The sequence below is a fragment of the Enterococcus malodoratus ATCC 43197 genome, from assembly GCF_000407185.1.
GTDB classification, from domain to species: domain Bacteria; phylum Bacillota; class Bacilli; order Lactobacillales; family Enterococcaceae; genus Enterococcus_A; species Enterococcus_A malodoratus.
This window is the reverse complement of record NZ_KE136481.1, coordinates 396,596-421,633: the sequence shown is the minus strand read 5'-3', so window position 1 is coordinate 421,633 and position 25,038 is coordinate 396,596. Positions and strand designations below refer to the sequence as shown.

The window sequence follows — 25,038 nt, the reverse complement described above, 5'->3', positions numbered from 1 at the left end:
TATGTCAGTGATAATCAGCAATGATTTCTTACAAGCGACAATTAACGAGAAAGGTGCAGAACTTACGAGTTTACGAGCTAATGAGATTGAATATATTTGGCAAGCAGATCCTAAGTACTGGGGGCGACATGCACCATTTCTATTTCCATTTGTTGGTCGATTAAAGGATAATCAATATACGTATAAAGATAAAGTATACTCAATGGGTCAGCATGGTTTTGCTCGCGATAAAGAATTTACAGTTGTTGAACAAAAGAAAGATAAAGTAACTTTTTTGCTTGCTAGCGATGAAGAAACAAAACGTATTTACCCGTTTGATTTTATATTGACAATCAGCTATGAAATTTGGGGTGAAGGAGTTCGCATTCGATTCAATGTGGAGAATACAGGAAATGAAGAAATGATTTTTGCATTAGGCGGGCATCCGGCTTTCAATATTCCATTGACGGATGATTTGTCTTTTGATGATTATTTCATCGCTTTTTCTCCACAAAAATCACGGGTGAAGATTCCATTAGAAGGTCCATTTGCCAATCTTGATCAAAAAACAATTGGACAAACGAATACAAATATTCAATTAAGCCATGAATTATTTAAAGAAGATGCCTTGATTTATGAAACGCGTGGACTAAACGCATATACTTTAGGTAGCGAGGAATCTTCTCACAGTGTCACATTAGCCTATAACAATATCCCATACGTAGGCCTGTGGTCGCCATATCCAGTTGAGGCACCGTTTGTTTGTATTGAACCTTGGTGGGGATTCGCGGATACTGTGGATAGCAATGGACGTCTAGAGGATAAAGAAGGAATGAATCGTTTGGCTGCAAAAGAAAATTTTAAAACCGAATTTTCAATTACAGTTAGTTAGAAAGGTTGGGGCTCGGCCCCAGCCTTTTTTTGTTTTGTAAAATACGAATATTCTACAATAGAGTTATTTCAATCCTGACTTAATTAACTGAAATGATATATATATACGCAATTATTTACCAAAAAAAGAGTCACTCATTTCTTAGAAGTGTTGATAAGAAAAAAATCTGTCACTTTTTAAGGTGACAGATTTTTTAGTCAAATGGTACGTGCCAACTCCCATCGGCATGTGCAGCAAAACATAGTTCAATTTGTTCTGCGGTGTTTTTCTCCTCAGCTAATAGCGGTAATGCGCTTAGTTCAAACCAATCGATTTGAAGAGTTTCAATATTCTCTATAAATCCGCCATCAAGAAAACGACATTCGATAAAAACTTTGCAGACACTATAAGCGTAACGTGGTAGATTATGTTTATTTCGATCTTGAATAGCAATAACTTTCACAGGTTCAACGTTTAATCCAGTTTCCTCTAAGGTTTCTTTGACTGTATTTTCTTTGATTGATTGATCGAAATCGACCCACCCGCCAGGCAGAGACCAAAGGCCATCTTTTTCTTGAACTAACAAAATTTTATTATTCTTAAAAACAGCTGCTCGTGTATCCAACTTAGGCGTAGGATAGCCGCTTTCTTCAGCAAATAAATTACGCAATTTTGGTATCGGAATTGGTGATTCGATCGCAAGCATTTCTACAGCGATGGTACGGATACGTTCGAAGCGCTCTTGATCAAAAGGATCTTTTGTGTAAGCCAAACCGGCTTGAGCTAATGCTTGTAATTCGATTGCCCAATCTAGAAATTGATCATCCATTTATTTCTCCTTTTTATTTAGCCCAAAAGAAACGCGGTTTTCCGTTCCATCTTTGATTCGTTGAATGTTTTCCTTATGACGATAAATGATATAACAAGTCAAGGCCAGACAGACGATTGTCAATAACCAGTTTTGTGTAGGCAAAATTGTTGGCCAAATATAAGGCAATATAATTGATGATAAAGTAACAAAGATTGCAGAAGCGATGCTGGCTGCGCTAACCATACTAGTTATATAAAGAACGATCAGGAAAAACGCCAGTGAATAGAAAAAAAACAAAGGAGCAAAGCCTAATAACATCCCTGCACTAGTAGCTACCGCTTTTCCCCCTTTAAAACCGGCAAAAATCGGCAATGTATGGCCGATGACAGCAATCAGACCAAACCATAATGGATTAATATCTAAATGAAAAATAAGAGGCAGACAAGTTGCTAAAGTACCCTTCAATAAATCCATTGCGAAAACAACAAGACCTGCTGTTTTTCCTAACACGCGAAAGGTATTAGTAGTCCCTGAATTGCCGCTACCAAACTCACGTATGTCTTTCTTAAAAAAAAGTTTCCCAATCCAAATTCCAGAAGGAATGGAGCCTAGAAGGTAAGCTAGGACTAAAAGTATAGCGGTTTTCATACGAATCCTCATTTCTCTATTAATAAGGCTATTTTAGCAGATTTCAAAAGAGTGAACAAATTCTAATCTCGTGATATACTAATTGCTATCAATAAAAAATTTGAATTGAGCGAGGGCGAGCAAATGAGTTTTCAAAATCCTAGTCAAGAAAAAATTTTTCAATATTTAGATGAAGCAAAAGTGATTGCGGTTGTCGGTCTAAGTGATAATCCTGAAAAAACTAGTTACCAAATAGCTGACTTATTAAAAACGTACGGCTATAAATTATATGGTGTAAATCCAAAATTGGCTGGTCAAACGATCAATGAGATTCCTGTTGTAGAAAATTTATCGTTAGTACCAGAAACGATTGAAATTGTGGATATTTTTAGGCGTAGTGAATTTTTACCAGCAGTGGCAGAGGAATTTCTGAAAACAGATGCTAAAGTTTTTTGGGCACAGCTCGGTTTAAGTAGTGATAAAGCAGCCAAAATATTACAAGATCACGGACGGAACGACATTGTGATGGATCGTTGCGTGAAGATTGAATTGAACAAAAAGCATAATCGTTGAGTTGATTTTATTAAAAAAAAAGATTAAAATGCCTTTTCAGCAACAGGAGAGGCTTTTTTTTTGAGTTTTTTTAGCGTATCATACAAATGATGTACTTTTGATAAAGTTGCTTGTTTAACTTTACCCTTATGATCCTCGTTGCATCAAGCTAATAAAAAGGGGCGCATTCAATAGAGAATGCAATTAATGAAAAAATTGAATTTTCATTATCTTTGTTAAATGGCATATAGTACGAACAATAAATTTATTTTCTCAAAAAATAATTACGTTAAGCAGGAGTAAGGAGTTGTAGGATTGGCTAAAATGAACAATGAATACAATGACGCTTCAATCCAGGTATTAGAGGGATTAGAAGCGGTTAGAAAACGTCCAGGGATGTATATAGGTTCGACAGATGGTCGAGGCCTACATCATTTGGTTTATGAAATCGTCGATAATGCGGTCGATGAAGCATTATCTGGTTTCGGAAGTGAAATTGAAGTCACACTTCATCCAGACAACAGCGTCGAAGTAAGTGATAAAGGGCGCGGAATGCCAGTTGGAATGCATGCATCTGGAATCCCGACTGTCGAGGTAATCTTCACGATTCTTCATGCTGGAGGAAAATTTGGACAAGGCGGCTATAAAACTTCCGGCGGCTTGCATGGTGTCGGTGCTAGTGTAGTGAACGCGTTATCCGAGTGGTTGAATGTGACGATCGTTCGAGACGGGGTAGAATATCGCGAAGAATTTAAAGATGGTGGTAAACCACAGGGCACGTTGAAGAAAATTGGTAAGACTCGTAAACCCAACGGAACTACAGTGCATTTTTTACCTGATGCTCAAATCTTTTCAACTTTACACTTTTCATATGAAACATTATCAGAGCGTTTACGAGAATCTGCTTTCTTGTTACGTGGTGTAAAAATTACCTTAACGGATTTACGTGGAGATGAGCAGGTCCAAGAAATTTTTCACTTTGAAGAAGGTATCAAAGAATTTGTCGAATATCTAAATGAAGATAAAGATACATTGACACCTGTCGTTTATTTTTCTGGTGAACGTGATGGAATCGAAGTGGAATTTTCATATCAATACAACGATGGCTACTCAGAAAACCTTCTTTCGTTTGTTAATAATGTAAGAACAAAAGATGGCGGTACACACGAGTCTGGTATGAAGACCTCCATGACCAAAGCATTTAATGAATATGCTCGTAAGTCAGGGTTGCTAAAAGAGAAGGATAAGAATTTGGAAGGTTCAGATTTCCGTGAAGGGTTATCTGCGGTCTTATCTGTACGAATCCCAGAGAACCTTTTGCAATTTGAAGGACAGACGAAAGAAAAGTTGGGTACACCGGCAGCTCGCGGTGCCGTTGACAATGTTATCGGAGAGCAAATGGGGTTCTATCTGCAAGAAAATAGCGAGAATAGTCAAATGTTAGTTCGCAAAGCGATTAAAGCCCGCGAAGCTCGCGAAGCAGCACGTAAGGCTCGTGAAGAAAGTCGTAATGGTAAGAAACGTAAAAAGGGCGAGTCTCTACTCTCAGGGAAGTTAACACCGGCACAATCACGTAATGCTGCTAGAAACGAATTGTTTTTAGTCGAAGGAGATTCCGCCGGCGGTTCGGCAAAACAGGGACGTGATCGGAAATTCCAAGCAATTCTGCCATTACGTGGAAAAGTTATTAATACTGAAAAAGCCAAAATGCAGGATATTTTGAAAAACGAAGAAATTAACACCATGATTTATACTATTGGTGCAGGAGTAGGGCCAGAATTTTCAATTGAAGATTGCAATTACGACAAGGTTATTATTATGACCGATGCGGATACTGATGGTGCCCATATTCAGGTTTTGTTATTAACATTTTTCTATCGCTATATGAAACCGTTGATTGAAGCAGGGAAGGTCTATATTGCCTTACCGCCATTATACAAAGTTTCAAAAGGTTCAGGACGTAAACAAGTTCTTGAATATGCATGGACTGATGATGAATTGCAAGAAGTGACGGATAAAGTGGGCAAAGGTTATATGTTGCAACGCTACAAAGGTCTTGGGGAAATGAATGCGGATCAATTATGGGAAACTACGATGGATCCAGAATATCGTACACTTGTCCGTGTACGAATTGACGATGCTGCTAAAGCTGAGCGTCGCGTTACGACCTTAATGGGTGATAAAGTTGAACCACGTCGTAAATGGATTGAAAATCATGTTCAATTTACGTTAGAAGAAGATGGAAGCTTGTTAGACAATAAGGAAGAAGATTCAGCTATTTCGGTAGCTGAAAAAAATAAATTAGAGGAAACAGCTGATGAAGTAAAAACAATCAGTTTGTTCGATGAATAGGAGGTGGTCAAAGAATGGATACGAAACATTCAATTCAAGAGTTAACATTGGAAGAGGTAATGGGTGACCGGTTTGGCCGCTATTCAAAATATATTATTCAAGAACGAGCGTTGCCTGACATTCGCGATGGCTTGAAACCTGTTCAACGTCGAATTTTATATGCCATGAATAAAGACGGTAATACGTATGATAAAGGATTTCGAAAATCTGCTAAATCAGTCGGAAACATCATGGGTAATTATCATCCTCACGGCGATAGTTCAATCTATGAAGCGATGGTTCGAATGAGTCAAGACTGGAAACTACGTCAAGTATTAATTGAGATGCATGGGAATAATGGTTCGATGGATGGGGATCCACCAGCAGCAATGCGATATACCGAAGCACGGTTATCACAATTAAGCGGCGAGATGATGAAAGACATCGAAAAAGAAACCGTTGATTTTGTTTGGAACTTCGATGATACGGAAAAAGAGCCAACTGTTTTACCTGCGGCCTATCCAAATCTATTGGTCAATGGTTCTACAGGTATTTCGGCAGGGTATGCGACAGAAATCCCAACACATAATCTATCTGAAGTTATTGATGGCGCGATTTACTTGATTGATCATCCGAATGCTTCTTTAGAAAAAATCATGGAATATATCCCTGGTCCAGATTTTCCAACAGGCGGCATCTTACAAGGAAAAGCAGAAATCAAAAAAGCCTATGAAACTGGCAAAGGGAAGGTTATTCTTCGTTCGAAAACTTCGATTGAGGCTCTTAAGGGCGGCAAACAACAGATTGTCATTCATGAAATTCCCTATGAAGTGAATAAAGCTGTTCTAGTTAAAAAAATGGATGAGATACGCTTAAATAAAAAGATTGATGGGATTGCTGAAGTACGTGATGAATCAGATCGTACTGGGTTACAAGTGGTTGTTGAACTGAAGAAAGATGCTAATGCGCAAGGTATTTTAAATTATTTATTTAAGAATACCGATTTGCAAATCAACTACAACTTCAATATGGTTGCGATTGATAACATGACGCCGCAACAAGTTGGATTGAAGCATATTTTAGAGAGCTATGTTGGCCATCGTAAATCCGTAATAACCAAACGGAGTCAATATGAGCTTGCAAAAGCACAAAAACGCGAACATATTGTTGAAGGATTGGTAAAAGCTCTATCGATTCTTGATGAAGTTATTACGACGATTCGGGGCAGCAAGGATAAAAAGGATGCCAAAAACAATTTGGTCGAACGTTTTGACTTTAGTGAAGAGCAAGCAGAAGCAATTGTAACATTGCAATTGTACCGTTTGACTAATACGGATATCACACAGTTAGAGAAAGAAGCAGATGAATTAGCTGCTGAAATAAAAGAATTACGTCTAATCTTGAACAGTGAAAAAGAATTACACAAAGTCATGAAACAAGAATTAAGACAAATCAAGAAAAGCTACGGAAACGATCGTTTAACACAAATTGAAGATGAAATCAGTGAAATCAAGATTGAAACAGAAGTGTTGATCGCCCAAGAAGATGTCATCGTAACTTTGACAAAAGAAGGATATTTGAAACGCAGCAGTTTGCGCTCGTATAATGCTTCACGCCCTGATGAACATGGTATGAAGGATGGCGATTCGATTATTTTCATCAATAAGTTAAACACACTTGATCATTTACTGATTTTAACGAATCATGGGAATATGATCTATCGTCCAGTTCATGAAATCACAGAATTGAAATGGAAAGATGTCGGCGAGCATATTTCTCAAACGATTACGAATTTATCGATGACTGAAGAAATCATCGCGGCTTTCCCATATAAAGAAATTGATGCCAACAAGCTCTTCATCTTTATGAGTAAAGAGGGTATGATCAAGCAAACGCGTATGACAGAATTTTCACCTTGGCGTACGTATCGCAGCCGACCTACAACAGCGATGAAAATGAAAAGTGACACTGATCAAATCGTTTCCGTTTTCTTAACGAATGAAACACGTAATGTTGATGTATTTATCGCGTCGCATCGCGCTTTCGGGTTACGTTATCCTTTAGAAGAAGTTCCTGTAGTAGGATCTAAAGCGGCCGGTGTTAAAGCTATTAATTTAAAAGAAGGAGATTACGTGGTAGCGGGAGCATTAATCCCTTCAGAAGGGGATTCGCCTGTTTTATTACTGAGCCAACGCGGGGCAGCAAAAAGAATGCTGGCGCAAGAATTACCACAATTAGGTCGAGCCAAACGTGGTTTATTGATTTTCCGAGAATTGAAGAAGAATCCGCATCGGTTAGCCTATATGACGACTGAAACTGAAGGGAAACTTGTTTTAACGACTAGCAAGGGCGTTGAAAAAGAAATTGAAATTTCGGATGTCGCTATCAGTGATCGAATTTCCAATGGTACTTTTGCAATTGATGAGAAAAAAGATGGAGAACTTTTCTCTGTTCTACGACCACAGGAGTTGGTTGAAGATTAGCTCTTGTGTATTATAAAAATGCATAGATAAACGGCATCTGTATTAATACAGATGCCGTTTTTTATATCACAAAATCATTGAAATTGGCTATTAATAAGAAAAAAATACTAATTGCTTAACCATGATAAAACCGATGATATCAGTGGTTTGCTAACGATTTCAGAGAATTCTTATTTTCTAATTAATCTTTCACAAGGAAAGGCTTGCATAAAAGATTTTATGTGTTATACTGTGTTCGTAAAGCTGTAGCAATAAAGTTTTTTATATTCTAAGGAGGTCCTTTCGAAATGGGAACTGCAACAAATGAACTAGACAAAATGAAAAACACAGAAAAGTCTGCATGGGAAGGCTTTAAGGGTCATCTATGGAAAAATGAAATCAATACACGTGATTTCATCCAAGCGAACTATACGCCTTATGAAGGTGCTGCTGAATTTTTAGCAGAACCAACTAAAGCAACGAACGAACTTTGGGGCAAATTGCAAGAACTTCAAAAACAAGAACGTGAAAACGGCGGCGTATTAGACATGGAAGCAGATGTTGTATCTGCTGCTAATGCATACGGTGCTGGCTATATCGATGAGAATATGAAAGACAAAGAATCTATTGTTGGTATTCAAACAGACAAGCCTTTAAAGCGTGCGTTCATGCCTTATGGTGGTATTCGTATGGCTGAAGAATCACTTGAAAGCTACGGCTACACACCGAACCCTAAATTCACTGAAATTTTTAACGATTATCATAAAACACATAACCAAGCGGTATTTGATGTATACACACCGGAAATCCGTGCGGCTCGTCGGAACAAGATCATCACTGGACTTCCTGATACTTATGGACGTGGACGTATCGTTGGTGACTATCGTCGTGTAGCTTTATATGGTATCGATTACTTGATGGAACAAAAATTAAAAGATCACGCAAATTGCGGTCATGGTCAATTCACTGAGGAAGACATTCGTCTACGTGAAGAAATCAGCGATCAATATAAGGCGTTGAAACGCATCAAAGAAATGGCTGAGGCTTACGGGTTTGATATTTCTCGTCCGGCCGAAAATGCGAAGGAAGCCGTTCAATGGACGTACTTCGGCTATTTAGCAGCTATCAAAGAACAAAATGGTGCGGCAATGTCAATTGGTCGTGTTTCTACTTTCTTGGATATCTATATTCAACGTGACATCGAAAATGGTACATTGACAGAAGATCAAGCACAAGAATTGATTGACCATCTAGTAATGAAATTACGTATGGTTAAATTTGCGCGTATTCCTTCATACAACGAATTATTCTCAGGCGATCCGGTTTGGGCAACATTATCAATCGCTGGTATGGGTATGGATGGACGTACTCTAGTTACTAAAAATGATTTTCGTTTCCTACACACATTAGAAAATATGGGACCATCTCCAGAACCAAACTTAACTGTTTTGTATTCTTCTCGTTTACCAGAAGGGTTCAAAGACTATGCAGCGAAGATTTCGATTGATACTTCTTCTATTCAATACGAAAATGACGATGTAATGCGTCCAGTATGGTTAGATGATTATGCGATTTGTTGCTGTGTGTCTGCTACTCAAACAGGGAAAGAAATGCAATTCTTCGGTGCTCGTGCCAACTTGGCGAAAGCGTTGTTGTATGCAATCAACGGCGGGGTTGATGAAAAATCTAAAGTTCAAGTTGGGCCTGATTTCCGTCCAATCGATTCTGATGATGCTTTGGACTTTGATGTAGTTATGGCTAAATATGACGATATGCTGGAATGGTTGGCTGGCATGTATGTGAATACATTGAACGCCATTCATTTTATGCATGACAAATATTATTATGAAGCGGCTGAACTAGCGTTGATGGATACAGATTTGAAACGTACTTTTGCCACTGGTATTGCAGGATTCTCACATGTTGTTGATTCATTGGCTGCAATCAAATATGCAAAAGTATTCCCAATTCGCGATGAAGCTGGTATTGTAACGGACTTCAAGATTGATGGTGAGTTCCCTAAATATGGAAACGATGATGCTCGTGCAGATGATATTGCTGTATGGTTATTGAAGACATTCATGGAAAAACTAGAACACTATCATACTTACCGTAATTCAGAACCGACAACTTCAATCTTGACAATTACATCTAACGTTGTTTATGGTAAAGCAACTGGGACGTTGCCAGATGGACGTCCTGCTGGAGCACCATTATCACCAGGTGCTAACCCATCATATGGTGCTGAACAAAACGGATTATTAGCTTCACTTAATTCATTGACTAAACTACCTTACGAATATGCATTAGACGGTATTTCAAATACTCAAAGTATTAATCCAGATGCATTGGGTCATGATGAAGATGAACGTATTGAAAACTTAACGAACGTATTAGATGGTTACTTCAATCAAGGAGCACATCATTTAAACGTGAACGTTTTCGGTAAAGAAAAATTAATCGATGCAATGGAACACCCAGAAAAAGAAGAATATGCGAACTTCACTATCCGTGTTTCTGGATATGCTGTTAAATTCATCGACTTATCACGTGAACAACAGGAAGATGTAATCAGCCGTACATTCCACGCAAAAATGTAATTTACTGATTCTATCGAAGAAATAACAAATTAGGGCGGATGGACAGAGGTCTGTTCGCCTTAATTTTTAAAATATAATTGTTATATGAGTCATGATAAAAAAATTCAAAGAGGATTTTTTACATATAAAAGAGGGGGACTGTTTATGTCTACTGTGACTGAACAACCTATTGTCGGAAATGTCCATTCAATCGAAAGTTTCGGATCCGTTGACGGACCTGGAGTGCGTTTTATTGTCTTCATGCAAGGTTGTCGGATGCGTTGCCAATTTTGTCATAATCCAGATACTTGGAAAATTAATGATCCAAAAGCTAAAAAAAGAACTGCTGATGATGTATTAAAAGAAGCATTGAACTATAAAAGTTATTGGGGGAAAAAGGGTGGAATCACAGTTAGTGGTGGTGAACCTTTGCTACAAATTGATTTTCTGATTGATCTTTTTAAAAAAGCTAAAGAAATAGGCGTTAACACGACTTTAGATAGTTGCGGAAAACCCTTTACTTTCGAAGAACCATTCTTTTCAAAATTTGAAGAATTAATGCAATACACTGATTTGGTCCTGTTTGATATTAAACAAATTGATGACCAAAAACATAAAGAATTAACTGGTCAAAGTAACGATAACATCTTAGAATTGGCGAAATATCTTTCGGATATCAATAAGCCTGTTTGGATCCGCCATGTATTAGTACCTTTTAGAAGCGACTATGACGAATACTTAATTCGATTAGATAAATTTATTAAGACTTTAAAGAATGTTGACAAGGTTGAGATTCTTCCATACCATACAATGGGGAAATACAAATGGGAGGAAATGGGCTTGAAATATCCATTAGAGGGAATTGAACCACCTACGGATGACAGAATAGCAAATGCAAAAAAAATACTGCATACAGAAGAGTATAAGGGGTATTTGAAACGTTAAAATTTCAGGAAAAGAGCGACATGTTGTTGCTCTTTTCCTTTTTTTTGATATGATAAAGAAGAACTTATTTAAAGGAGCGAATCAACCATGGGAAAAGTTTTAGTTTTTGGACACAAAAATCCTGATACAGATGCGATCGGAGCAGCAATGGCCTTTGCTAACTTGCAAAAAGATCTGGGTGTGGACGCAGAAGCAGTTGCGCTTGGAACACCAAACGAAGAAACACAATTTGCATTAGATCATTTCGGTTTGAAAGCTCCAAGAGTGGTAGAAAAAATTGCCGCTGAAACCAATGATGTGATGTTGGTTGATCACAATGAATTCCAACAAAGTGTAGCAGATATCGAGGATTTAAACATTCTTTCAGTAGTCGATCATCATCGTATCGCGAACTTCCAAACCGCAAATCCGTTGTATTATCGTGCGGAGCCAGTCGGTTGTACGTCAACGATTGTGTTGAAATTATATAAAGAGAACAGTATTGCTGTTCCAGCGAAAATAGCAGGTATGATGCTATCAGCAATCGTCTCTGATACATTATTATTCAAATCACCAACATGTACTCAAGAGGATGTCGATGCAGCAAATGAACTAGCTGGAATCGCTGGTGTTGACTTAAACAGCTACGGGCTTGATTTATTAAAAGCTGGCACGAATTTAGGAGATAAATCTGAAGCAGAATTATTAGATTTAGATGCAAAATCATTCCCGATGGCAGATAAAACTGTTCGAATCGCACAGATCAACACGGTTGATTTAGATGAAGTATTTGCTCGACAAGCGGCTTTGCGGGATGCGATGCTAGCTGAAAACGTCAAGAATGGTTATGATCTATTCTTACTTCTTGTAACGAATGTTTTAAACTCTGATTCTGAACTGCTAGTTGCCGGTGAACCTAGAGAAAAGGTGACTGAGGCATTTAAAATTGAACTTAAAAATGATCGTGCATTCTTACCAGGAGTTGTATCACGTAAGAAGCAAATCGTTCCTCAATTGACTGAGGCATTTGAAAAGTAAAGCGAGTTTAGCTAAGTGGACTTTTGAAAGTCCACTTTTTTGTGGAATCTTTTAAACAGGATTATAATGCGAAGGAGTATTATTGGGATTTTCGTGACTGCGCAAATGAAAGAACGTGCATGAGAATTACTATATTATGTTCATTTGAAGAAAGGAGGCTATCATGCAAATCTATACAAATAATAAAAAAATAGAATCAGCCCTTAAGCAAAAAGAAATTCAAGAATTATTAAGCTACTTCCACGTTTTACCAGAGCCTGTTATTTTGCGAGAAATCCGAAAAAACTTTCCGCAACAAACTCATCTAGATAAAAATTTAGATATGCTAATTGATAATGGGATTATCTTGCGACAGAGCCGGCGTTATCAATTTTGCTCGGAGGTTGTTGAGGATTATCCAACAACTGATATGGTCAAGCATTTTATTCAAAGAAATACAGAAACCTATTCAACGGAACAATTATTGGTTTGGCTAGGAGAAAAGCTTTGGAGCGATAACTCAGGTGAAACACTGATAGCAGACATTCCCTTTCCCACGTGTAATCGTTTAGTAAATAAGAGCTTTCATCTAGTTACCATCAATTGTGCAGGCAAGTTGACAGAAACACTGCCTAATTATTTTGAGAATATTTCTCGTCCTAAATTATTTCCCCAATTATCCGAGCTTATCGGAGATGTTAACCCTGATTTTTTTAACAATCAAATCGGGCTTATTATTGAGCGGATAATGGCTGATAAATCACCGCGAAGAGACTCAATTTTTTTAGAAAGTTTGTTAAATAGCGGAGTAATTGAAAAACAACCGGATTGGCGAGTGCTTATTTCAGTTTATAATGAAGATGGTCTGCTAGATCTAGTACAAGAGCTAGACGCTAGAACGCAGTTCCTTTTCGCAAGGCAATTAGCAGAACAGTTATTAGGTGATCGTGAGAGTTTTACGTATTTGATAAAAAAGAAGGCATGACTGAATGCAAAGAGTAATTAAAGGAATTGTATTGATTGTTAGTTTTCTATTGGTATTTGGAGGTATTTATTATGCAAAAGTACGATACTTTAATCCAGGAACGCTGACAAAGGAAAAAAATATTCGTTATTCAAACGTTCCAACCGTATTTATTCATGGATATGAAGGAAACTCTTTTTCTTTTGGTCCGCTTTTAAGAAGATTGGAACGGGAAAATATTGCTAAGCGTGAAATGACGATTGTCGTTCAAGCGGATGGTAAATTAACTATAGAAGGAAAATTAAAAAATAATAACGATAATCCAACGATCATGGTACTTTTCGCAAAAGATGTAACAGATGAGATCACTCAAAGTAAATGGATAGATAAAGTGATGCGTTATCTCTATAAACAAAGAATCACGCGGGTCAATCTGGTTAGCCACTCTATGGGCGGTGTCTCAGCGTTACGTTACTTATTAGAATATGCTGGAGAGAAAACACCGGTAACAGAAAGATTTGTTGCAATAGCTGCTCCTTTCAATGATCTGGAGATCGCTGAGGATACAGAGGACATTTTCGCATATGAGTTAACGGAAAATGGGCCGAGTGGTGAAACACCTATCTATCAATACTTTGATCAAGCAATGAACCGATTGCCGTCAAATTTGAGAATACTTGATGTGGCTGGTGATTTGAAAGATGGAACGGAAAGTGATGGATCTGTTTCAATTCATAGTGCATTTGCTTTACGCCTGATGTTTCAAAAACATGCGAAAAGTTACCAGGAATTATTAGTTACAGGAAAAAGCGGAGGTCACTCCGCAATAACCAAAAGTGAAAAATTACAAAATGAATTAGTTCGATTTATTTGGAAAAAAGCAGCTTGAAGCTAAGGCTTCGAGCTGCTTTTTTGGCGTTTGCGCACTTTTTTAGTCCAAAAACCGCCGGAAATGTATTTCGGCTCGTAGGAAATGATGAATGCTCGCTCTTCAACCTCTTTGATTAAAGCATAGAGTGTACGTTCAGTTTTACGTGGTGAGAGAATTTCCAGAACCATACGGTCACCCGACAATCCTTCACCATATGATTGTGTAACACCATAGCCGTTTTCACGTAAAATACGAGGCAGACTGGCTTCCTTTTCAGTGTTGGACGGTAAAATTACGCTAACCATGATATAGCCCAGTGCTAACTTATCCTCAATTCTTATTCCGACGCTGATTCCAATTGCATACCCCAATGCATAAGTAAGTAGATTTAGGGGATTATCCAAACGGTTCAAAACCATTGATAGTCCAAGAATATAGATGGTAATTTCAACCATACTCATCAAGGGAGCTAAAATTCTGTAGCCCTTCATTGTAAGCATAAAACGAAGTGTATTCAAAGTGACGTAGGCAAAATTGATAAAAAAGATCATTGCCAGCATTTTTATATCTATCATAGAAGAAACCTCCTTGGCTCTATGGGTCTGTATTTCATGATGTCTTTTTTTGCTAATTTATTCATTAATCACTAGCCTAACGATTATTTTGTCAAAAGGCAAACAGAAGGAAAGAACTATAAAAGAAATTCTTTATTATTTGTCAAAAAAACAGAGAACGAAAATAATAAATGTTATTTATAGAAGAAAAATCGAATTATTTAAAAGAAATGAAATTTTTATCTTCTATTTTAAATCTTATTATAATATAATGTTAGGTAGGGGCATTTAATAATGTGAAGAGAAAAATGTGAAACGCTTGATACGTTATTTAATAAAGGTTTGTGTTATTATAATAGAACAAGCTATGTTTTTATTATTAAACTTTACACATTGAAATGTAATTTAAGGACGCTTTGCCGTTCGTCAAAAGGGTGGTTCTCATGAGAAAAAAAGAGCAAGAAGAAATGCAACAATTTGATGATGCTAAGAGAACATTTTTGTCTGGAGAAAATTTTTATGCTCAACATTTACTGGGTGCTCATCGAACAGGGAATGGCTATGTTTTCCGGGTATGGGCACCGAATGCACGCGCTGTTTTTTTGGTTGGCGACTTCAACGATTGGCAGGGACTGCCAATGGAAAAAGATGATGCGAGTGGAATTTGGCAAGTCTATACGGATATCGTTAACGAGGGGGACCTTTACAAGTTTAAAGTGCGACAAGCAAACGGTCGTGAAATTTTAAAAATTGATCCTTTTGCCGTTCGCTTTGAAAAAAGACCTGATGATGCAGCCGAGCTATACAACTTCCCTGAAAAAAAATGGAGAGATGGTCTGTGGCGCGGACGTAGCAAGCGTTCAAATGCTTTTAAACGACCGCTGAACATTTACGAAATGCATGCAAGTTCATGGAAACACCATGAAGATGGCACACCCTTTAGTTTTGCTGACTTGAAAAATGAGCTAGTACCTTATTTAGTCGAAATGAACTATACCCACGTTGAGTTTATGCCGTTGATGGAACATCCATTAGGCCGTTCGTGGGGATATCAATTGATTGGGTACTTTGCAATGAGTTCTTATTATGGGACGCCTGAAGAATTCCAAGATTTCGTCGAAGCTTGTCACTTAAATAACATCGGAGTATTCGTTGATTGGGTACCTGGACACTATTGTATCAATGATGATACGCTCCCCTATTATGACGGGACACCACAATTTGAATACGCTGATCCTGATCGGGCAAAAAATAATCGCTGGGGATCGATCAATTTTGACTTAGGAAAGCCGCAGGTTCAAAGTTTCCTGATTTCTAGTGCAATGTTCTGGATCGAAATGTTCCACATTGATGGCATTCGTGTAGATGCTGTATCCAGTATGATTTATCGAGACTACGATGATGGCCCTTGGACACCGAATCACGAAGGTGGAAATCGTAATTTTGAAGGTTACTATTTCTTGCAGAAATTAAATGCAGTAATAAAACTGGCTCATCCCAATGTTTTAATGATTGCAGAAGAGAGTTCTTCTGAGACTCCTGTAACGGGGATGATCGAAAGCGGCTCTTTGGGTTTTGATTTTAAATGGAATATGGGTTGGATGAATGATGTCCTGCGTTTTTACGAAATGGATCCCGTTCATCGAAAAGACAATTTCAATTTAATTACTTTTTCTTTTATGTACATGATGCAGGAGAATTTTATTTTACCTTTGTCTCATGATGAAGTTGTTCATGGCAAGAAGAGTCTGATGCATAAAATGTGGGGAGATCGCTATAAGCAATTTGCACAGCTGAGAAATTTATACACTTATTTTATGATGCATCCAGGGAAAAAATTACTATTCATGGGTAGTGAGTGGGGACAATTTTTGGAGTGGAAATTTGACGAAGGCCTGGAATGGAACGATCTTAATGATCCACTAAATCATTCAATGCAGCGATTTACTTCTGAACTGAATGATTTTTATAAAAATCAAACAGCTTTGTGGGAATTGGAAGATTCTTACGACACAATTGAAATAATTGATGCTGACAATACTTCTGAATCAATTCTAAGCTTTATGCGAAAAGGTAAACGGAAGAAAGATTTCTTGATTGTCATTCTAAATATGACACCGATTGAACGTAATGATTTCCATATCGGTGTTCCTTATTCTGGAACTTATAAGGAGGTTTGGAATACAGAAATGAAGGAATTTGGCGGGACATGGACAAAACACAATGTGGATTGTCAAAGTGAACCAATCAAATTTAAGGAGTACGATCAGTTGATCAAGACAACTGTTCCAGCTTTAGGTGCTATTGTTTTAAAACCAGAGTCAATCAACACACGTAAGAAATAGAGGGGAGGTCGATGAAGGAAAGTCCTTCATCAAATAAAATGAAAACAGAAATTTTAGCAATGATTTTAGCCGGCGGGAAAGGTTCGCGTCTCGGCAAACTAACACAAAAAATTGCAAAACCTGCTGTCCCTTTTGGCGGTCGCTATCGGATTATTGATTTTACACTGAGTAATTGTATCAATTCCGGAATTAACAATGTTGGTGTGGTAACGCAGTATCAACCATTGGCGTTGAATAATCATATTGGAAATGGTTCAAGTTGGGGGTTTGATGGTCTAAATTCTGGTGTAACTATTTTACAGCCATACTCAAGTAACGATGGCAGTAAATGGTTTGAAGGAACAGCTCATGCTATCTATCAAAACATGGATTACATCGATCAAATGGACCCTCAATATGTTCTGGTATTATCTGGTGATCACATATATAAAATGGATTACGAAGCAATGTTGGAGGACCATAAGGCGAACAATGCCTCATTGACTGTGGCGGTGATTGAAGTACCGATAGAAGAAGCTTCTCGCTTTGGTATTATGAATACCGATGAAAACGATCGAATCATTGAGTTTGAAGAAAAACCTGAGGAACCAAAAAGCAATCTGGCCTCAATGGGAATCTATATATTCAACTGGAGTCGTCTACGGAGCGTCCTTCTAAACAGTTACAAAAAGGATGATCAAATGTTGGACTTTGGTAAGCATGTGATTCCAGCGTACTTAGAAAGCGGCGAGAATGTCTTTGCCTATCGGTTCGACGGATATTGGAAAGATGTTGGAACGATTGATTCTTTGTGGGAAGCAAGCATGGAGTTCATTGATCCTGAACATAGTCTGAACATTCGGGATAAGAATTGGCGCATTTTAGCGAAAAATACAATTTCTCCGCCGCATTTCTTAACTGAAAATGCCGATGTGAAAAATTCGTTGATTGCTGATGGCTGCTATGTAGCTGGTCATGTAGAACACAGTATTCTGTCAGGAGATGTCCAGGTCAAAGAAGGTGCCAAAGTAGTCGACAGCGTTATTATGCCAGGGGCAACAGTTGGTAAAAATGTACAAATCAAAAATGCGATCATTGGTGAAAATGCAATCATCGGTGATGACGCCGTAGTTGATGGAACAGAAGAAATCGCCGTCGTGGGCTATTCAGAAGTGATAGGAGTGTTGACAAGTGAGAGCGAATAAAATGTGTGCCATTTTAGGCAATGTTTACGAGTGTCCAGAATTGTTACCATTAACTGAAAAAAGGCCATTGGCTACCTTACCTTTTGATTGTAAATATCGCTTGATCGATTTTAATCTGTCGAATGCAATCAATGCAAATATCAAATCTGTCTATATGGTTTTTAATCAAGGAACAACCAAGTCGGTGTTTGACCATATTGGCGGGGGACGTGAATGGCATTTAGATAGTGTCGATAGTCGCTACTTTATTCATTTTTATCAAGACTTCTTGAAAAAGAAAGCTGAGGGACGACCTTATTTTGAATCAGTGATCGACTATTTGAATAAATCAAAATCTGAGTATACAGTTTTCATGGGCAATCGCATGCTTTGCAATATTGATTTAGAAGCAGTTCTAAAAATTCATCAACAAAGCGACAGTGTTATGACAGTTGTCTACAAGAAAATGTCTAGAGAACAGATCTATCGTCAAGATGAAATCTTAGAAGTAGATGAACATGGCATAATTAAGGGACATCATAACTTCTTGGAAGATAAATCGGAAGATGAAATGCTTAACCTTGGCATGAAGATCTTTATTTGCCGCACAGATTGGTTGATCGATGCCTTGCAAGAAGGTCAAAATTTGGGCGGTCCGGTAGCATTGGTCGATTTCTTAACTTTGGCGATGAATCAGGTGAAGACTTACGCATATGAATACACAGGATTTTTAAGTAATATTTTTGATGTTAAGTCTTATTATGATGCTAATATGGCAATGTTAGATCCCAAAAAATTCACATCTCTATTGTATTCTAAGAACAAGATCTATACGAAATTGAAAAACGAAGTGGCTACTTATTACTCACCAACATCGGAAGTGAAAAATAGTCAGTTTGCGACTGGGTGTCTAGTCGACGGCAAAGCACATGGGTCACTTTTCTCTCGAAGTGTTGTCATCGAGAAAGGTGCAGAGATAGAAGAGTCAATTATCATGGCAAGTTGTACAATTCGAGAAGATGCTTTTGTTAAGCATGCAATTTTAGATAAGAATGTCGTGGTTGAACCAGGAGTTAAAATCATTGGTTCGTTGGAAAAACCAGTTGTGATTAAGAAAAATACTCATGTACTAAGCGACGTTTACGGAGGCGAATAAACGTGAAAACATTGTTTGTAGCGGCGGAATGTGCACCCTTTTTTAAAACAGGAGGATTGGGTGATGTTGCGGGTGCTTTACCCAAAGCGTTGAAAGAAAAAGGAACGGATATTAAAGTCGTGTTGCCATTGTTTACAAAAATGCCGCAACGCTATAAAGAACAATTACAAGATTTATTCTCTTACGATGTATATGTTGGCTGGCGTAAGCAGTATTGCGGCGTGAAATATCTGCGATTGGATGGAATTGATTATTATTTCCTAGACAATCTTTATTACTTCAATCGCCCGAATTTATACGGTTATTATGACGACGGGGAGCGTTTCGCCTTTTTCCAGCAGGCTGTTATCGAATTAATGGAAAAAATTGATTTTATTCCCGATGTGATGCATTTGAATGATTATCACACGTCATTCATCCCGTTTTTATTGAAGGAGAAATATCGTTGGATTCAGAAATACAATAACATTCGATCAGTGTTAACGATTCATAATATCGAATTTCAAGGACAGTACGATCGTGAAATATTGTATGATTTATTTGGTATGGGTTGTGAACGTTATGATGATGGAACGATTCAATTCAATAATTGCGTGAATTTTATGAAGGCAGGAATTCTTTATGCCGACCGTGTCACTACAGTCAGTCCATCTTATGCTGAAGAAATTAAAACACCTGAGTTTGGTGCGGGGTTAGATGTCATCTTGCGGATGGAAAGCGGAAAATTACATGGGATTCTGAATGGGATTGACTATGCTTCATTTAATCCTAAAAAAGATCCAGCAATTTTTGCAAATTACGACAAGAAACATTTGGATAAAAAGATAGAAAATAAAGTTCAATTACAAAAACTTCTAGAATTGCCCGTTCGACCGGATGTCCCTGTGATTGGGATTGTTAGCCGATTGACGTACCAAAAAGGGTTCCATTTACTATTGCAGGAAATGGAGAATTTGATGCAGTTTGATGTGCAGTTGATTTTGATTGGGACAGGTGATCCGAATTTCGAGAATCAATTTCATTATTTTGGCGGAAAATATCCGCATAAGGCTAGTATCCATATTGCGTTTGATGTAACCTTGGCACAAAAAGTTTATGCAGGTGTCGATATGTTCTTGATGCCTTCGGCTTTTGAACCGTGTGGATTATCGCAAATGATTTCGATGCGCTACGGCACTTTGCCGATTGTACATGAAATCGGCGGGTTGAAAGATACTGTCCAGTCGTATAATCCGATTACAAACGAGGGGACTGGTTTTGGATTTGGTATTTTCGAGCCGTTCTATTTAATGAATGCACTTAAACAAGCAATTGAACTATATCAAAACCATCAAGATATTTGGAAGAAAATGATGCTAGAAGCGATGTCGCGCGATTTTAGTTGGGACGAGTCTAGTCAACAATATTTAGAGCTATACAAACAAATGTAGGATTCGAAAAGCCAGAATCTAAGGCCTCAGGCTATGGATTTTGGCTTTTTTCTAGCATAATTTTATGATAGTAAGGTATTATTAAAAAAAGTGTAGGTTGGAGATGAAGAAATGGACAAGACAGAATTTAAACGGTGTTTCAGTCGCCGATTGGCCGAAAAATTTGCAATGGAGGTCTCAGATGCGTCACCAAATGAACTCTATCAAACGTTGGGTTCATTGATGACTTCAACATACTCACAAAATTGGCAGCAGACGTGGAAGGATTATCGAGAAGCTGGGCAGAAGCAAGCTTATTATTTTTCAATTGAATTTTTACCTGGAAAAATGCTGAAGAGTAACCTTTTGAATATGGGCTGGTTAGAGATGGTCTCAGAAGGACTCACTGAGTTGGGAATTAGTCTAGATGATTTAGCAGAAGTTGAACCGGATATGGCTTTAGGAAACGGCGGATTAGGAAGACTTGCCTCATGTTTTATGGATTCAATCGCTTCAACTGGATTACCAGGAAATGGTAATGGAATCCGTTATGAATATGGTTTATTTAAGCAACGTTTCGTTGATAATTATCAGGTCGAACTGCCTGATGAATGGCTGCAAAAAGGGAATCTTTGGGAAGTTCGAAAAGAAAGTAAGGCTGTGGATGTGCGTATAGGCGGAGATGTCTACTTAAGCGAGGATGGTTTCGGTAATCTTACCCCAAATTATCAAGGCGGGATGCTTTTACGCGCGGTGCCCTACGACACCGGAATGGTCGGATACCAAAATGATATCGTCAATACCATGCGTTTATGGTCGGTTGAAATTTCTCCTGAAGAAGAGGATCGTTATCGCAGCATCGGAGATCGACGTGCGGTAGAAGATTTGACTTCTGTGCTATATCCAGATGATTCAAGTGAAGCAGGCAGAAAATTACGTTTGTCACAAGAGTACTTCTTTGTTTCAGCAGGAGTACAAAGTATTTTGCGTTATTATAAGCAATTGAACAAACCCATGGATGAAATAAATCAATATATTGCCATCCACATTAATGATACACATCCTGCGATGTGCGTGGCCGAATTCATGCGTCTTTTGATCGATCAAGAAAAGATGGGCTGGGAACGGGCATGGAATCTAACTCAAGAAGTAATGAGTTATACTAACCATACGATTATGGCAGAAGCTTTAGAGAAATGGTCAATCGATATGATGAAAAGTGTTTGTCCTAGAATCTATCAAATTATCGAAGAAATCGATCGACGCTTCGTTGAGGAGATGACGGGAGTTCACGATTTTGACTTGATTCAACGAACAAGGGTTATTCAGTGCGGCCAAGTCCATATGGCCCATCTTGCGATCATTGGCTCTCATTCGACAAATGGTGTCGCAAAACTACATTCTGATCTTTTAAAATCGGTTGTTTTACATGATTTTTATTTACTTTACCCTGCACGATTCAACAATAAGACAAATGGTATTGCAATGCGTCGCTGGACACAGTTAGCTAATCCCGCTTTGAGCAATGTATTAGATGATACAATTGGAGATTCTTGGCGGAAGAATCCAAGTGACTTGCGCTTATTATTAAATTTCGAAGAAGATGATCAAGTTCTTGAAGCTTTAGCGGATGCTAAGTGGGAGAATAAAAAAAGATTAGCAACTTATATTGAAGATCATTGCGGTATCAAGGTGAATTCAAATGCGATTTTTGATGTTCAGATCAAACGTCTGCACGCCTATAAAAGGCAGTTATTAAATTTACTGCATATTATCAAATTGTATTTGGACTTGAAAGAAAATCCTGATTTACCGATTGAACCACGCGTTTTCATTTTCGGTGCGAAAGCAGCACCAAGTTATCATTATGCAAAGTCAATCATTAAAGTAATCAATGAAACGGCAAGTTTAATTAATCAAGATGACTCAATCAATAATAAATTGAAGGTTGTCTTTTTAGCAAACTACAATGTTAGTTTGGCGGAGCGGATTATTCCGGCGGCAGATGTTAGTGAACAAATATCCCTAGCATCAAAAGAGGCTTCAGGTACTTCTAATATGAAACTTATGTTAAATGGAGCCGTGACGATTGCGACATTGGACGGAGCGAATGTGGAAATTCGTGATGCGGTAGGGGATGACAATATTGCGATTTTTGGTTTGACTGAATCAGAGGTCTATCAGTACTATGAAAATAGAAGTTATTCATCAACGGATATTTTCAAAAATGATGCTGTAGTCTATAAAGTTGTAAAAACACTTGTTGATGGAACAATCCCTAACATTATTTCAGAAGGACAAGAAATCTTTGACTCATTAATTAAGTACAATGATGAATTTTTTGTACTGCGTGATTTTGGAGACTACTGTCTGGCGCAGGAGTCAATTAATCAGGCTTATCAAGACAAACGACGTTGGCGTCAAATCAGCTTAAGAAATATCGCGAATGCAGGCCGTTTCTCTTCAGATAAAACGGTCCAACGATATGCGGATGACATTTGGCAAATTGAACCGGCTTTTGCTCATGAAGATGATCGAGGTGTGACACAGCATGACACGTATTTATTTTAATCCCTGGTTAGAGCGATATAAACAGCCGTTTGGTGCTGTTCAAGAGGGAGCGATGGTAAAAATTTGGCTATCGGTTCCAGAACAAAGGAATACGAAAGTCCTTTTGATTGTTCGTAAGGAAGGCAGTTCTAGTGGTCAAAAAATATTTTCAATGGAACCGACGTCGGAAGATCGATTTCACTTTCAAACGATTATGGATCAGGGTTGGGGGCTTTACTTTTACTATTTCAAGATTATTCACGAATCAGAAGGTTATGAAACAATTCAGTACTATGGCTTTAATGGTCAAGGCGGCGAAGGACAAATTTATGGTTCTGAACGTGATGTGGTTCCGTATCAACTAACTTGTTATCAAAAATCAGAGGTTGCACCGAAATGGTATCGTGATGCAGTATTTTATCAAATTTTTCCGGATCGTTTTGCTAATGGCAATCCTGAAAGAAAAATTAATCAACCTAAAAAGAATACTTTCATTTATGCGACTGAAGAAGATGAACCATTTTATATTAAGAACCAGAAGAATGAAATCGTTCGTTGGGATTTTTTTGGCGGGAATTTTAAAGGAATTCAGGACAAAATACCCTATTTACAAGAGTTGGGAATCACAGCTCTCTATTTAAATCCTATTTTTGAGGCAAGCTCCAATCATCGCTATGATACTAATGACTATTTTAAAGTGGATAGTGTTTTAGGGACTGAAGAAGATTTTCGAAACCTTATTGGAGCCTTGCATATGGCGGGAATCGCTGTAATACTGGATGGTGTCTTTTCTCACGTTGGTAAAGACAGCCGCTATTTTAATATTAGCGGTCTCTATGGAGAAAACTCAGGTGCAGCACGTGACCCTCAAAGTGAATATCGTGATTGGTTTACTTTCAATCATTACCCTGATGACTATAAATCATGGTGGGGTGTAGCTGATTTACCAGAAGTAATAAAAGATAATCCGGCTTATCAAGAATTCATTTATGGAGATTTGGACAGCGTCTTGTCCAAATGGACTTCGATGGGCGTTGATGGTTGGCGTTTAGATGTTGCGGACGAATTGACAGATGATTTTATTGCAGGTATTCGAAAAAATCTATTGTCTTACCAAGAAAAAATCTTAATTGGTGAAGTCTGGGAAGATGCGTCAAATAAAATTGCCTATGATACACGCCGGAAATACGTTTTTGGGGATCATTTACAAGGAGTAATGAACTATCCATTGCGTGAGCAAATATTGGATCTTTTAAAACAGTCGCGATCATTACAGAATATATGTGAAGAAATGGTTCGCTACCAAGAAAATTATCCAGCTGACTTTTATTTCAATCAATTGAATAATATTGGAACTCATGATACTGAACGTATTTTGACTATGCTGAACAGCTCTGTTGAAGCGTTGGATCAAGCTTGGGGGTTAATGTTTATGATGCCAGGCATCCCATGTGTCTATTATGGGGATGAGGCAGGATTGACAGGCGGGAAAGATCCTGATAATCGCAAGTTTTTCCCATGGAACTCCATTGATCCGCGCTTGTTTAAAAATTGTCAAAAATGGATCGAACGCCGTAAAAAATATGATGTGATGAAATATGGACAGTTTTTCCCATTTTATTCACAAGCGCAGCAAATTTTTGGAATTATTCGCTATTCAGAAAATTCCTATGTAATTTATGCTATCAATTTATCTGATCAAGAGCAGAGTTTGAATGTAGGTGAACTATCAAGTCCACGGGCCTATAAGGGTGAGTATGCCGTTTTAGAGCGTATTTTAGAGGGTGAAGTAATTGGACCTAAGGGGAGTCTCTTTATGTACGACACAGAATAAGTTCTTTTTTATACGCCCCATTGTTTAGGAATTTGAAAA

Annotated in this window: 18 protein-coding genes; 15 read left to right on the top strand and 3 right to left on the bottom strand. The window is 38.0% G+C overall.

Annotated features, from left to right (window positions below; translation table 11 throughout):
- The first annotated feature begins 1 nt into the window (after position 1).
- Positions 2-871, top strand: coding sequence for an aldose 1-epimerase family protein (locus I585_RS02000; protein WP_010739363.1), 870 nt, complete (start codon positions 2-4; stop codon positions 869-871).
- A gap of 193 nt (positions 872-1,064) precedes the next feature.
- Here I585_RS02000 and I585_RS01995 read toward each other — a convergent pair whose 3' ends face one another.
- Both I585_RS01995 and plsY read right to left on the bottom strand, forming a co-directional pair.
- Complete coding sequence (locus I585_RS01995) at positions 1,065-1,679, bottom strand: NUDIX hydrolase N-terminal domain-containing protein (protein WP_010739362.1); 615 nt, start codon at positions 1,677-1,679, stop codon at positions 1,065-1,067.
- Entirely contained in the window at positions 1,680-2,309 is a 630-nt protein-coding gene (gene plsY, locus I585_RS01990; RefSeq protein ID WP_010739361.1) for a glycerol-3-phosphate 1-O-acyltransferase PlsY, read from the bottom strand.
- Positions 2,310-2,432: 123 nt separating this feature from the next.
- On the opposite strand from plsY, the gene I585_RS01985 reads away from it, so the two are divergent.
- The 8 genes from I585_RS01985 (at position 2,433) to I585_RS01950 (ending at position 14,006) form a co-directional block, all read left to right on the top strand.
- Positions 2,433-2,861 carry a CoA-binding protein gene (locus tag I585_RS01985; protein WP_010739360.1) on the top strand — a complete coding sequence of 143 codons (429 nt, stop codon included), beginning with the start codon at positions 2,433-2,435 and terminating at the stop codon, positions 2,859-2,861.
- A gap of 303 nt (positions 2,862-3,164) precedes the next feature.
- Positions 3,165-5,192, top strand: coding sequence for a DNA topoisomerase IV subunit B (gene parE / locus I585_RS01980; protein ID WP_010739359.1), 2,028 nt, complete (start codon positions 3,165-3,167; stop codon positions 5,190-5,192).
- Between the two features lie 14 nt (positions 5,193-5,206).
- Positions 5,207-7,654 (top strand): DNA topoisomerase IV subunit A, encoded by a 2,448-nt coding sequence (gene parC / locus I585_RS01975; RefSeq protein ID WP_010739358.1) that lies wholly within the window; start codon positions 5,207-5,209, stop codon positions 7,652-7,654.
- Between the two features lie 287 nt (positions 7,655-7,941).
- Positions 7,942-10,233, top strand: a complete 2,292-nt coding sequence (gene pflB / locus I585_RS01970; protein WP_010739357.1) for a formate C-acetyltransferase — start codon at positions 7,942-7,944, stop codon at positions 10,231-10,233.
- Between the two features lie 144 nt (positions 10,234-10,377).
- A complete protein-coding gene (gene pflA, locus I585_RS01965) occupies positions 10,378-11,157 on the top strand; it encodes a pyruvate formate-lyase-activating protein (protein ID WP_010739356.1) in 780 nt (259 codons plus the stop codon).
- Between the two features lie 87 nt (positions 11,158-11,244).
- Complete coding sequence (locus I585_RS01960; RefSeq protein WP_010739355.1) at positions 11,245-12,174, top strand: manganese-dependent inorganic pyrophosphatase; 930 nt, start codon at positions 11,245-11,247, stop codon at positions 12,172-12,174.
- A gap of 163 nt (positions 12,175-12,337) precedes the next feature.
- Positions 12,338-13,138, top strand: a complete 801-nt coding sequence (locus tag I585_RS01955; protein WP_010739354.1) for a DUF1803 domain-containing protein — start codon at positions 12,338-12,340, stop codon at positions 13,136-13,138.
- Positions 13,139-13,142: 4 nt separating this feature from the next.
- Positions 13,143-14,006, top strand: coding sequence for an alpha/beta hydrolase (locus I585_RS01950; protein WP_010739353.1), 864 nt, complete (start codon positions 13,143-13,145; stop codon positions 14,004-14,006).
- 2 nt (positions 14,007-14,008) lie between these two features.
- On the opposite strand, the gene I585_RS01945 is transcribed toward I585_RS01950, so the two are convergent.
- Positions 14,009-14,563 (bottom strand): DUF2179 domain-containing protein, encoded by a 555-nt coding sequence (locus tag I585_RS01945; protein WP_010739352.1) that lies wholly within the window; start codon positions 14,561-14,563, stop codon positions 14,009-14,011.
- 422 nt (positions 14,564-14,985) lie between these two features.
- Between I585_RS01945 and glgB the strand changes: the two genes are divergently transcribed.
- From glgB to I585_RS01915, 6 genes are all read left to right on the top strand, one after another.
- Entirely contained in the window at positions 14,986-16,887 is a 1,902-nt protein-coding gene (gene glgB / locus I585_RS01940) for a 1,4-alpha-glucan branching protein GlgB (protein ID WP_010739351.1), read from the top strand.
- A gap of 38 nt (positions 16,888-16,925) precedes the next feature.
- Positions 16,926-18,071: a glucose-1-phosphate adenylyltransferase gene (locus I585_RS01935; protein WP_034708589.1), complete on the top strand. Its 1,146-nt coding sequence runs from the start codon at positions 16,926-16,928 to the stop codon at positions 18,069-18,071.
- The gene (gene glgD / locus I585_RS01930) at positions 18,058-19,206 is read left to right on the top strand and encodes a glucose-1-phosphate adenylyltransferase subunit GlgD (protein ID WP_010739349.1); all 1,149 of its coding nucleotides are present in this window, start codon (positions 18,058-18,060) and stop codon (positions 19,204-19,206) included. Before I585_RS01935 ends, glgD begins: the two co-directional genes overlap by 14 nt.
- Positions 19,207-19,208: 2 nt before the next feature.
- Positions 19,209-20,636, top strand: a complete 1,428-nt coding sequence (gene glgA, locus I585_RS01925) for a glycogen synthase GlgA (protein ID WP_010739348.1) — start codon at positions 19,209-19,211, stop codon at positions 20,634-20,636.
- Between the two features lie 111 nt (positions 20,637-20,747).
- Positions 20,748-23,186, top strand: a complete 2,439-nt coding sequence (locus tag I585_RS01920; protein WP_010739347.1) for a glycogen/starch/alpha-glucan phosphorylase — start codon at positions 20,748-20,750, stop codon at positions 23,184-23,186.
- The gene (locus tag I585_RS01915) at positions 23,167-24,999 is read left to right on the top strand and encodes a glycoside hydrolase family 13 protein (protein ID WP_010739346.1); all 1,833 of its coding nucleotides are present in this window, start codon (positions 23,167-23,169) and stop codon (positions 24,997-24,999) included. Before I585_RS01920 ends, I585_RS01915 begins: the two co-directional genes overlap by 20 nt.
- The last annotated feature ends 39 nt before the right edge of the window (positions 25,000-25,038 follow it).

What these genes read in the sequence shown, in the direction of transcription:
- I585_RS02000 (WP_010739363.1), top strand. Translation starts at nt 2, where the DNA reads ATGTCAGTGATAATCAGCAATGATTTCTTACAAGCGACAATTAACGAG.
- I585_RS01995 (WP_010739362.1), bottom strand. Translation starts at nt 1,679, where the DNA reads ATGGATGATCAATTTCTAGATTGGGCAATCGAATTACAAGCATTAGCT.
- plsY (WP_010739361.1), bottom strand. Translation starts at nt 2,309, where the DNA reads ATGAAAACCGCTATACTTTTAGTCCTAGCTTACCTTCTAGGCTCCATT.
- I585_RS01985 (WP_010739360.1), top strand. Translation starts at nt 2,433, where the DNA reads ATGAGTTTTCAAAATCCTAGTCAAGAAAAAATTTTTCAATATTTAGAT.
- parE (WP_010739359.1), top strand. Translation starts at nt 3,165, where the DNA reads ATGAACAATGAATACAATGACGCTTCAATCCAGGTATTAGAGGGATTA.
- parC (WP_010739358.1), top strand. Translation starts at nt 5,207, where the DNA reads ATGGATACGAAACATTCAATTCAAGAGTTAACATTGGAAGAGGTAATG.
- pflB (WP_010739357.1), top strand. Translation starts at nt 7,942, where the DNA reads ATGGGAACTGCAACAAATGAACTAGACAAAATGAAAAACACAGAAAAG.
- pflA (WP_010739356.1), top strand. Translation starts at nt 10,378, where the DNA reads ATGTCTACTGTGACTGAACAACCTATTGTCGGAAATGTCCATTCAATC.
- I585_RS01960 (WP_010739355.1), top strand. Translation starts at nt 11,245, where the DNA reads ATGGGAAAAGTTTTAGTTTTTGGACACAAAAATCCTGATACAGATGCG.
- I585_RS01955 (WP_010739354.1), top strand. Translation starts at nt 12,338, where the DNA reads ATGCAAATCTATACAAATAATAAAAAAATAGAATCAGCCCTTAAGCAA.
- I585_RS01950 (WP_010739353.1), top strand. Translation starts at nt 13,143, where the DNA reads ATGCAAAGAGTAATTAAAGGAATTGTATTGATTGTTAGTTTTCTATTG.
- I585_RS01945 (WP_010739352.1), bottom strand. Translation starts at nt 14,563, where the DNA reads ATGATAGATATAAAAATGCTGGCAATGATCTTTTTTATCAATTTTGCC.
- glgB (WP_010739351.1), top strand. Translation starts at nt 14,986, where the DNA reads ATGAGAAAAAAAGAGCAAGAAGAAATGCAACAATTTGATGATGCTAAG.
- I585_RS01935 (WP_034708589.1), top strand. Translation starts at nt 16,926, where the DNA reads ATGAAAACAGAAATTTTAGCAATGATTTTAGCCGGCGGGAAAGGTTCG.
- I585_RS01920 (WP_010739347.1), top strand. Translation starts at nt 20,748, where the DNA reads ATGGACAAGACAGAATTTAAACGGTGTTTCAGTCGCCGATTGGCCGAA.
- I585_RS01915 (WP_010739346.1), top strand. Translation starts at nt 23,167, where the DNA reads ATGACACGTATTTATTTTAATCCCTGGTTAGAGCGATATAAACAGCCG.